Source organism: Nocardia sp. NPDC051463, assembly GCF_040681975.1.
Taxonomy (GTDB): Bacteria; Actinomycetota; Actinomycetes; order Mycobacteriales; family Mycobacteriaceae; genus Nocardia.
Genome location: NZ_JBFBAB010000059.1, coordinates 1 through 9114, shown reverse-complemented (window position 1 = coordinate 9114; position 9114 = coordinate 1). Strand labels below are relative to the sequence as shown.

Here is a 9114-nt window from a genome sequence, read left to right as displayed (position 1 = left end):
AACGGCCTTCTCACGAACCTCGGGCGGGTAACGCTTCGTCATGATGGGAACCATCTTCCACTAGGAAGAAGCGGCCCCCAACCCGTGACGGTTCACAGTGCGGGGGATTCGCCTTATAGGCAAGGACAACGTCGTCGCCAGCGGTGGTGCCGGACGGCTCGCGCACGGTATTGCACGAAATGCAGAGCAGTCCACGGACAAGGCCGGTGGCGTGGTCGTGGTCGACGTGGTCAGGCTCGGGTCGTCGGGCGGGGGTGCTGGCGAATGTCTCGCACCAGTGGACGGCGCGACTGTCGTCTCGCTGCACGCCCGTTGCGGAGAGAGCTCGTGTGATGAACGCACATGTCCAAAAGGTTTAGGAGGTCGGCGAACGCGACGACCTTTGACCAGGAACATGGGTGTCCAACGCGCGATCGCCAGCAGGCAAGGCAGCATTCACCGGGGGCGACTCGGGCAGTGCACAGTGCGGTCCGCACCGGGGACGGTTGTCGGTGATGCTGGTTCAGCAAACGCCACCCGGACAACGCATGCCCACACCAGACCCGCAACCCCTACGCGGAGCGTGAGCTGTGCGCCACGATTGCCTGCGGTGCTTGGAAGCGCATCGGGGTGGGTCGCACGCTATGCGCCTGCGGGCCCTTCGTGCTCACGACAACCTCGAAATCGACCTGACAGCCTTCGCTGATGAAATTGCGGAAGCGATCGACTATCTGCTCGCTTTCGACGAGCAGATCAGCGCTGCCGTCGGCAGCACTGATGAAGCCGAAGCGCTTGATGGTATCGAACCATTTTACCGTTCCCTGCATTGAACACTCCTGAAGTGTGGATATCGACTACGTGGGGCGACCAGGGAGGTCACCTGCGTGGAGGCGTTCGCACAGCCCGCCGCCGCGAATCGCTGCCATGACTAGGCAGTGCACCGGTGGGAATCACTACCGCTGGTCGGTCAGCGTGAGCGCCACAACCGGCGATCCGAAGTGGCCAGCGCCCACCTGAATACGACCGTGCCCAATCTCGCTCGCGACCTCAACCGCTCTGGACCAAGCGCTGTCCCTGAACCCGCCACCCTCAGTTGACCTGGCTTCCGACCGACTGAGCCAGGAATGGCCAGGAGCGTTTCAGGTCGTCCTCCCAGTAACCCCACGAATGGGTGCCGACCGGCCGATCGTCCAGCGTCACTGGGATATTCAGTTCGCGCAGCCGGTTGGTCAGGTTCAGTGTGCAGAAGTGGATAGCTGCTTCGATCGGCCCGCCGAACACGATCTGTACTGGCAGCGGAATCCGACCATCCTGCACCCGCGGATCGGTCGGAGTGTCATGCGGCGCCGCCGGAATGCCGCTGCCTGAACTCAAATAGATAGCGGTCCCGCGCAGCCGATCCGCGTTGACCAGCGGATCGTTGGCGCGCCACAACGGTCCGTTGCGCGGGCCCCACATGTTCTCGACACTTTGCCCACCGCCCCAGTTCTCCACCGTGAGCCGGACGAACTCCTGCCCAATGGGGTCCGATGTCTGCGCGCAACCGCTGTAGGACGCCACACTCGTCCAGAAACCGGGCTTCGCGATCGCCAGGTTCAGTACCGAAGTGCCACTCATCGACACGCCCACCAGCGTACGGTTTCCGTTGGCTCCCAAGAACTCCTCGATGACCGGCGGCAACTCCTCGTTGAGGAAGGTTTGCCACTTGTTGTGGCCCAGGACGGCGTCGTCGCGTACCCAGTCGGTGTAGTAGGAGTTGCTGCCACCGAACGGGGTCACGACGTTGACATCTTTGCTGCGCAGGAAACTCACAACATCGGTCTGCGCATCCCACCCGCTCTGATTCGGCCCGCCTCCAGAGCCGTTCAGCAAATACATCGTGGGCCGTGGCTTCGCCGCGTCCGCAGCGCGGATGACCTGCACCAAGATCGGCCTATCCATGGCGGGAGAGAACACCATGACATTCTGCTGCCGATCGTTCACCGCCTCCGCTGAAACAACGCGAGCCGTCCCGGGCGCCGCGGTTGCGCTGCTCGCCGCACCAACCAGGCCAGCCGCGGCAAGCACCGCGGCAAGCACACAGCGCAGCGTCGCCATTCGTGTCAATCGCAGTGTTCTCAATTCGGACCTCTCATCTCTGGTTGTCGACCGCTGTCGGAATGACGCTGCAGAATGCCTCGGTGGTTACCGGGCGTCCTGGAACGGCATCACCGGAGATTCGCGCTGCCACCGTCCCCGGTTTGGTCGCCCCGCCGAGGAATTCATGGCAGCGTGGCCATCTGCATCTCCGAGGACGAATACGCCGCCCGGTGCGCGCTGTCGGCGGTACAGACGTCCACCTCGGCTCAGCGAACATCGGGCTCGACCGTTCGACTCGGAACCCCCACCCACCCCGAACGGATCCATAGCCGGAGCCGTCCCCGCCGACGGAAGCAACCGCCGGAGACTGGTGCAGAGGCACGTCGACCCGGATCGGCGGCTCGCGGAGATTGAACGCTCCCTGGGCCGATCCTCGGCCGGCAAGGTGGGAGTTGCCGCCGACCGACCGAAGATTTGTTGGCGAACCGAGCAATCCGGCCCGGCGGGCAAGGCGAATCCCGTGCGTTCATCCAGCGCGGCCCATACGGGGTCGCCTCGACGGAAGCGGTTTTCGACAATGATGGTGAAGCAGCGGGCACTGGCAGCAGCTTTGGTGCTGGGCGCCGCGATGGTGGGCGCGACTGCCTGTTCGGATGACAAGTCCGAATCTGCCGGCGCGGCGATCTCGACTTCGGCAGCGGCCTCGACTTCGGCGATGGGTGCGGCAGCCGATCTGGTGGGACCGGGGTGCGCGGAGTATGCGAAGCAGGTACCTTCCGGCGCGGGTTCGGTGAGCGGGATGGCCCAGGATCCGGTCGCGACGGCGGCATCACACAATCCGCTGTTGACTACGTTGGTGGCTGCGGTATCCGGTCAGCTCAACCCGCAGGTGAATCTGGTCGATACGTTGAACGGCGGACAGTTCACGGTGTTCGCACCGGTCGATTCGGCGTTCGCGAAGATCGACCCGGCCGCGATCGAGGCGTTGAAGACCGATTCCGCGACGCTGACGAAGATCCTTACCTACCACGTGGTGCCCGGCCGGATTGCGCCTGATCGGATCGCGGGAAGCCACAAGACCGTGGAAGGTTCGGATGTCACATCCACTCGCTCCGGTGACACCATCAAGGTCGGCGCCGCATCGGTCATCTGCGGTGGAGTCAAGACCGCGAACGCGACAGTATACATGATCGACACCGTCCTGATGCCACCCGCTGCGTAACGCGAGTGACCTCTTGCTCGGTATGGCACCCAACCATCAGGAGTCGAGTATGACCGTTGATCCGGATTCCAACGTCATTCGCCTTCGCCGCGGTACGGGATACGTGGAGAACTCGCCGTGGCAGACCTGCCCGGCGCCCGCCAACCGTGACGATCGGCAGCACACGCGTCGACTCGTCGACCTGCTCGCCGAGGTAGCCGACGGGAATCGGGATGCCTTCGTCGAGTTCTATCGGGCGACAAGCCATCGGGTTTTCGGCTTGGCCGTGCGGATTTTGCGCGGCCATGCCCTGGCCGAGGAGGTCACCCAAGAGGTGTATCTGCAGGTGTGGTTGTCGGCGAAACGGTATGACCACACTCTGTCCAGCCCGATCGGTTGGCTGATGACGCTGACCCATCGACGGGCGGTGGACCGGGTGCGGCGGGAGACCGCAGCCGCCGATCGCGATGTCGTCTACGGCCACGCCCAGCTGGGGCGCGATCATGATGTCGTTGCCGAGGAGGTCGGTCAACACCTCGACGAAGTGGCCGTCCTGGACTGCCTGGACACGCTGACATCGATTCAGCGTGAGGCGGTGGCGTTGGCCTACTACAGCGGACGGACCTACAGCGAGGTCGCCGAACATCTCGAGGTTCCGCTCCCGACCGTCAAAACCCGGATCCGCAACGGACTCAAACGTCTAGAGAACTGCCTGACAGGAGGTGACACTCGATGATCGGTACCGATCAACCAGATCCGGATCTGCGCGACCTTGCCTATCCCTACGCAATGGACGCCGTCACCGAGACCGAACGCAGCGATATCGAACGGCTACTGGGTCGGGTGGATCGAGCCACCGCAGCCGAGTTCGCCGCCGAGGTGCGCGGCATTCGCGAACTGCTCGCATCGATGACCGTGGGCGATGTGCTGAAGCCTCCCGTAACGCTCGAGCACAAGGTACTACGGGCGCTGGACATAATGAATGACGTCGCCGACACCCCGAAACACTCGGGTGTGCGCCGGTTGCGTCGTGGAAGGATGTGGCGGCCTGATCTGCTGGCCGCCGCTGTCGTGCTGATCATCGCGATGGTGGTGGGTGGTGTGGTGCTGGTGAATCGGGTCTCGAGTAACGAGCCGGATGCCGTCACCGCTCAGCTGATCGACCAACAGCCGGATGTGACGATTCGATCGACTCCGGTCGCGGGCGGCGGCACACTGCGGGTGCATTCGTCGGCCCGGTTGTCCGCGGCGGCGGTGTCTTTCGATGGCGTGCCCGAACTGCCGTCCGATCGCGACTATCAGCTCTGGCTGGTGCCACCGGCGGGACAGCCCCCGCGTTCTGCCGCGGTGGTGGATCGGTCCTCCGCACAGGGCACAGTTCTGGTGACACGCTTCGATCCGGTCGACGCCTTGGCCATGACTGTGGAACCGGCAGGCGGTTCGGCACAGCCGACCACCACTCCGATCGTCGTTCTCGAACTGGCGCAATGAAATACGCGGTCGTGGGCATCGTGGCGGCAGCCACGGTGCTCGGTGTCGGCCATTGTGTTGCGGCGTTCATAGATCCGGCGGCCTCGCCCTTCTATGCCATGGGCGCCTGGGTGGTCGACCACACCCCGCACGCGATGAAAGATGCCGCTATCAGGCGATTCGGCAGTAACGACAAGGTCGCCCTATTCGTGTCGATGGGGCTGGTGATGGTCCTCGGCGCTGCGGTTGTCGGTCTGGTGGAGCGCTATCGCCGCCCGATCGGGGTCGTGCTTCTCGTATTGCTCGGCGGCGTAGTCGGTTTCGCGGCATGGGAAAGGCCGACGGCCACACCGTGGTTCGTGTTGCCGACCATCGTCGGCGTGGTTGCCGGGGTAGCAGCGCTGCGCTTGTTGATCGGCGAAACCCCGCACGGCGAAACCGAGGGCACCGTGTCACGGCGTCGTTTTCTCACACTCACGGCAGGTGCTGGAGCGGCGGCCCTCGGAGCGGCGGTGGCGGGGCAATGGATCGGCGCACGGCGACGTGATGTCACCGCGGACCGGTCGCGATTCGTCGTCCCGCGACCTGTCGATGTCGCACCGGCCACCCCACCCGGGGTCCGAGTCCAGGGCGTCACCGATTTCGTCACCGCGAACGATCGCTTCTACCGCGTCGATACCGCACTGCAACTTCCGACCCTCACCAGCGGCGATTGGCGGCTGCGTATCCACGGGATGGTCAATCGCCCGGTCGAGTTCGACTTCGACGACCTGCGCCGTCGCCCAGCGGTCTCACGACTGATCACCATGACCTGTGTCTCGAACGAAGTCGGCGGCGAATTGGCGGGCACCGCGCTGTGGACCGGCTATCGGCTGGCCGACCTACTCGCGGAGGCGGGGGTGAACCCCAGCGCGGATATGCTGCTGTCACGCAGTGTCGACGGATTCACCGCGGGCACGCCGGTCGCCGCGGTGACCGACGGCCGCGACGCGCTGCTCGCGGTCGGTATGAATGGTGCGCCGCTGCCGATCGAGCACGGCTATCCGGCCCGAATGATCGTGCCAGGACTCTACGGGTACGTTTCGGCGACCAAATGGGTTATCGATCTGGAGTTGACCAGGTTCGATTCGGCGCAGGCCTACTGGACCGAACGTGGTTGGGGCGCACAGGCTCCCATCAAGTCCGCCTCCCGGATCGACGTGCCCACATCCTTCGCAACCCTCACCGCTGGCGCTGTCACCGTCGCAGGTGTCGCGTGGTGCCAACAGCGCGGTATCGACGCTGTCGAGGTACAAGTCGATGACCAGCCGTGGCGCCAGGCCACCCTCGCCGCTGAGTACTCGACCGACACCTGGCGGCAGTGGAGCTGGCAGTGGGATGCCGAACCCGGCATGCATACATTGCGGGTACGTGCCACCGACCGCGGCGGGCAAACCCAAACCGACAGTCGCACCCCACCGTTCCCAAACGGCAGCACCGGTTGGCACAGTCGCGTCGTCAACGTCCGCTGACCGGCCCGTCCGGCAGTGGGGCACGCCTTGCCGATGGGTGACCGGTAGTAGGAGCTCGCCAGTGGTTCGTTGACGAGCCAGAAGGTGCCCGCAGATCAATACGTATCGGCGGTGCGCTGCAACCGAGATCCAGCGAGCAACTCGCGACTGCACGCCTCGACGCGCAGACCCTGCTACCTCCTGGACTTCACCCGCCACAATCCTGACCACCATTTATCGCACCGCGGGTCGGGGACACGCGCATCAACATCGCTCAGCCCGGGCTTGACCACATTGAGCGGCAACATGGCTAAATGCCGGTACGTTCTCGCTCAAGCAGTGAGTTCAGCATGTGGGCGGGGGGTGTCCCCATCTCCTTCGTCGGCAGCCGCCGCAAGCGCGAAAATAGATTGCCGACAGGCTGGGGGTGCTGCGGATAGCGAGTGAGCTCGCGCCGTCGAATTCCATCGCACCCCTCGGGCTGGGGCATCGGAGCAAACTCGGCGTGCGTCCTGGCGGCCGCCGGGCTCGCGTCGGGCGATCTCCTCGCGGCCGATCCAAGATCACTGAAGCCGCGAACGACTAGGTGGCCCGTCGGGTTGGTGCGGAGCGGACCAAGTCGCATCCTACGAGTGGTCGGGCCAGGTGATCGAGCCTCACGCGCCCAGACGTTCAGATAGGGGCATAGCAGGGTGATGAGCAGTCGGCGCGGCTGCGGCGACGACGTGGTCGGGCGGCGCCGTCGCCGTCGGCGAGACAGAGCAGCGGATCGAGTCCGTGCACGTGCGGTGCCAGGGCCAGATGACATCGACAAGGCCCTCGAGATAGCCGCGAGGCACGGCTGCCGTCCCTTCGTGGCGTGGCGACCTATGAGGACGTCTACAAGCTAATCTACGTCCACGGTCCCAGCGACATCATCGTGATGCTCGCCGAGGAGCTGAAGAAGAGCTGACGGCCGACCGACCTATCCAGGGTGTATTGCTAGACCTCGTCGAGGTCGCAAGTCTGCCCACTGCACCATCACCCACCACGCAAGCTGTCGCCCCAAAACGCCATGATCGCCTGGACCCGAGCATTTCAGACACGCTCCAGCTAACTGTCGCCCGCTGGAATTGGTGTTGAGGGCCGGCGAATAGGACGTGACGGCGGTCAGCGTTCGCCTTGTGCCGGCGAGACCGGGCCTACACCGCGCTTCCTGCGAGCCTGCCTGTCCCAGCCCACTTCCCGCGCTGCACTGTCCGAGCGCGGCCGATGGGGAACGGGACCGGGATCGGGTCACCTGGCCGGTGTGCCTCGATCACACGCAGATGCGGTGTGAGAGCAGCCAGGCCGGTGAGGCGGCCCTCGCCGTGCGGGGCGCCAACGAGAAGGACCTCGACCTCGCAGTCCTCAACGGTGTCGTTCGACAGCGAGCGATCCAGGGTGGCAACGATCGTCGTGACGGGTTCCAACCCGCTGTCCATATAGTCCTGGCCGGCATCGGAAGGCGCGTAGCTGAAGGTGAGCACTTCCGGGCCGGAGCATTCCCCGATGAACTTCCAGCCGCGCACCCGCAGCATGATGTCCAACCCGGCGAACACCCGCATGTCCGGCCCGGGCACCGGGTGGCCGCATGCCGTGCCCAGAGCCTGCATCACCGACGCCGGTGGGTATCGGCGGTGCCAGATCTCGGCTTGCATCGCCGTGACGAACTCTGCCTCCCGCTTCGGCGTGCTCCGGTGTGCGTCGTCGCGTCGGAACTGTCTGGCGCGCCAACGTGCGGTCGTCTTCTCGTTCGGCCTGGACATGGGCAACATGCTCGCAGTCCGAACCCCCGGGACAGCGACAGACACGCCCACTCCAAGGACACCGACAGCTGCCGACGCGATCATTCCACCGGTTCTGGGTTCAGGAAAGGTTAGTCGAGGTAGTGACGCAGGGACAGTTCTTGTCGGCGACCGCCGCGGTCAGGCCGGAGTGTTGGTAGCTCACGCACATGACGCCGGTGTGGGACACCGCCGAGGTTTCACCAAGTGCCTGCTATCCCAGATCCTCAGCCGTGCAAGCGAAGCGCAGACCATGCGCGACACGGAGGCAGCGAGCTCGCTGAACGCGACCGTGACCTGGGCCGGGGCGCCCAGTGTTGCCGACCTATCCACCGATGTTCGTGACGGCCGAGAGCAGACATTTCCACGGCGTGGGTCGCCCTATGTCTGTCACGCAGTCGCCAACCCTAGCGCGTCAGAACATACTGGTCGCATGAGTTAAGCGGTCCGGTCGTCACCGAACTCGCCGGCCGAGGGGCAAGGTCGATGAAAGGTTGGTGTGGGGTTAGCGGTTTAGGCAGTGGTGCAGCCCTGCCAAGGTGATCGGGCGGGTGATGGCTTTGCGGGCAGCCAGCAACAACAGTCCGACATGACGGCGGGCGCAGCGCCGGTAGGCGAGGTCGAGCACGTGAAGTCCTGCGACGCCGAGGAATTCGACCTCACGCAGGTCCAGCAGCAGCCGCCCGCCCTCGACGGTCAGCCCCTCGGCTTGCAGTAGTCCGGCGTCGAATTGACCTGCGGTGAATAGATCGATGTCCCCGGCGACGTGCACGACGATGTCGTCGGCCAGGGGTCGGCGGTCAGGCGCAATACCGATCCGGGTCGGCCGAATACCCATAAGTCGTAGCGGCCCAGACGGCCACCCTATCTATCAAGATCAGTCATGTGGCGCAATTCGACCGCAGCATCGCCCCGACGTAGCCGCGCAGGAACCCTCCGACAGGTCTGATCGCACCCGCGGGTAAGTAGCACCTGACCAGCGGCCCGGGACGCCGGGGGCGGTTTCAAGGGGTCGTCGCAACACTGCCTGGTGTTAGGCGGTGAGTAGATCACGCAGGCGCTCGGCTGGGGTATCCCAGTCGAGCGTTTT

At 64.8% G+C, this 9114-nt stretch carries 8 protein-coding genes and 2 pseudogenes; 5 read left to right on the top strand and 5 right to left on the bottom strand.

What is annotated here, in order from left to right:
- Nucleotides 1–10 precede the first annotated feature (10 nt).
- The 3 genes and pseudogenes from AB0M74_RS35055 to AB0M74_RS35045 form a co-directional block, all read right to left on the bottom strand.
- Nucleotides 11–307, bottom strand: coding sequence for an endonuclease domain-containing protein (locus tag AB0M74_RS35055; protein ID WP_366530608.1), 297 nt, complete (start codon nt 305–307; stop codon nt 11–13).
- Nucleotides 308–614: 307 nt separating this feature from the next.
- A pseudogene (locus tag AB0M74_RS35050) lies at nt 615–806 on the bottom strand (cold shock domain-containing protein); the annotation flags it as partial.
- Between the two features lie 262 nt (nt 807–1068).
- Entirely contained in the window at nt 1069–2076 is a 1008-nt protein-coding gene (locus AB0M74_RS35045; protein WP_366530607.1) for an alpha/beta hydrolase family protein, read from the bottom strand.
- 559 nt (nt 2077–2635) lie between these two features.
- Between AB0M74_RS35045 and AB0M74_RS35040 the strand changes: the two genes are divergently transcribed.
- From AB0M74_RS35040 to AB0M74_RS35020, 5 genes and pseudogenes are all read left to right on the top strand, one after another.
- Nucleotides 2636–3280 (top strand): fasciclin domain-containing protein, encoded by a 645-nt coding sequence (locus tag AB0M74_RS35040; protein WP_366530606.1) that lies wholly within the window; start codon nt 2636–2638, stop codon nt 3278–3280.
- A 49-nt stretch (nt 3281–3329) separates the two neighbouring features.
- Entirely contained in the window at nt 3330–3995 is a 666-nt protein-coding gene (gene sigK, locus AB0M74_RS35035) for an ECF RNA polymerase sigma factor SigK (protein WP_366530605.1), read from the top strand.
- Nucleotides 3992–4750 carry an anti-sigma factor gene (locus AB0M74_RS35030; protein WP_366530604.1) on the top strand — a complete coding sequence of 253 codons (759 nt, stop codon included), beginning with the start codon at nt 3992–3994 and terminating at the stop codon, nt 4748–4750. The genes sigK and AB0M74_RS35030 overlap by 4 nt, the downstream gene beginning before the upstream one ends.
- Nucleotides 4747–6240: a molybdopterin-dependent oxidoreductase gene (locus tag AB0M74_RS35025; protein WP_366530603.1), complete on the top strand. Its 1494-nt coding sequence runs from the start codon at nt 4747–4749 to the stop codon at nt 6238–6240. The genes AB0M74_RS35030 and AB0M74_RS35025 overlap by 4 nt, the downstream gene beginning before the upstream one ends.
- Before the next feature lie 779 nt (nt 6241–7019).
- A pseudogene (locus tag AB0M74_RS35020) lies at nt 7020–7171 on the top strand (VOC family protein); the annotation flags it as partial.
- 229 nt (nt 7172–7400) lie between these two features.
- Here AB0M74_RS35020 and AB0M74_RS35015 read toward each other — a convergent pair.
- Both AB0M74_RS35015 and AB0M74_RS35010 read right to left on the bottom strand, forming a co-directional pair.
- Entirely contained in the window at nt 7401–8006 is a 606-nt protein-coding gene (locus AB0M74_RS35015; protein ID WP_366530602.1) for a hypothetical protein, read from the bottom strand.
- Between the two features lie 523 nt (nt 8007–8529).
- Nucleotides 8530–8862 (bottom strand): STAS domain-containing protein, encoded by a 333-nt coding sequence (locus AB0M74_RS35010; RefSeq protein WP_366530601.1) that lies wholly within the window; start codon nt 8860–8862, stop codon nt 8530–8532.
- Nucleotides 8863–9114 lie beyond the last annotated feature (252 nt).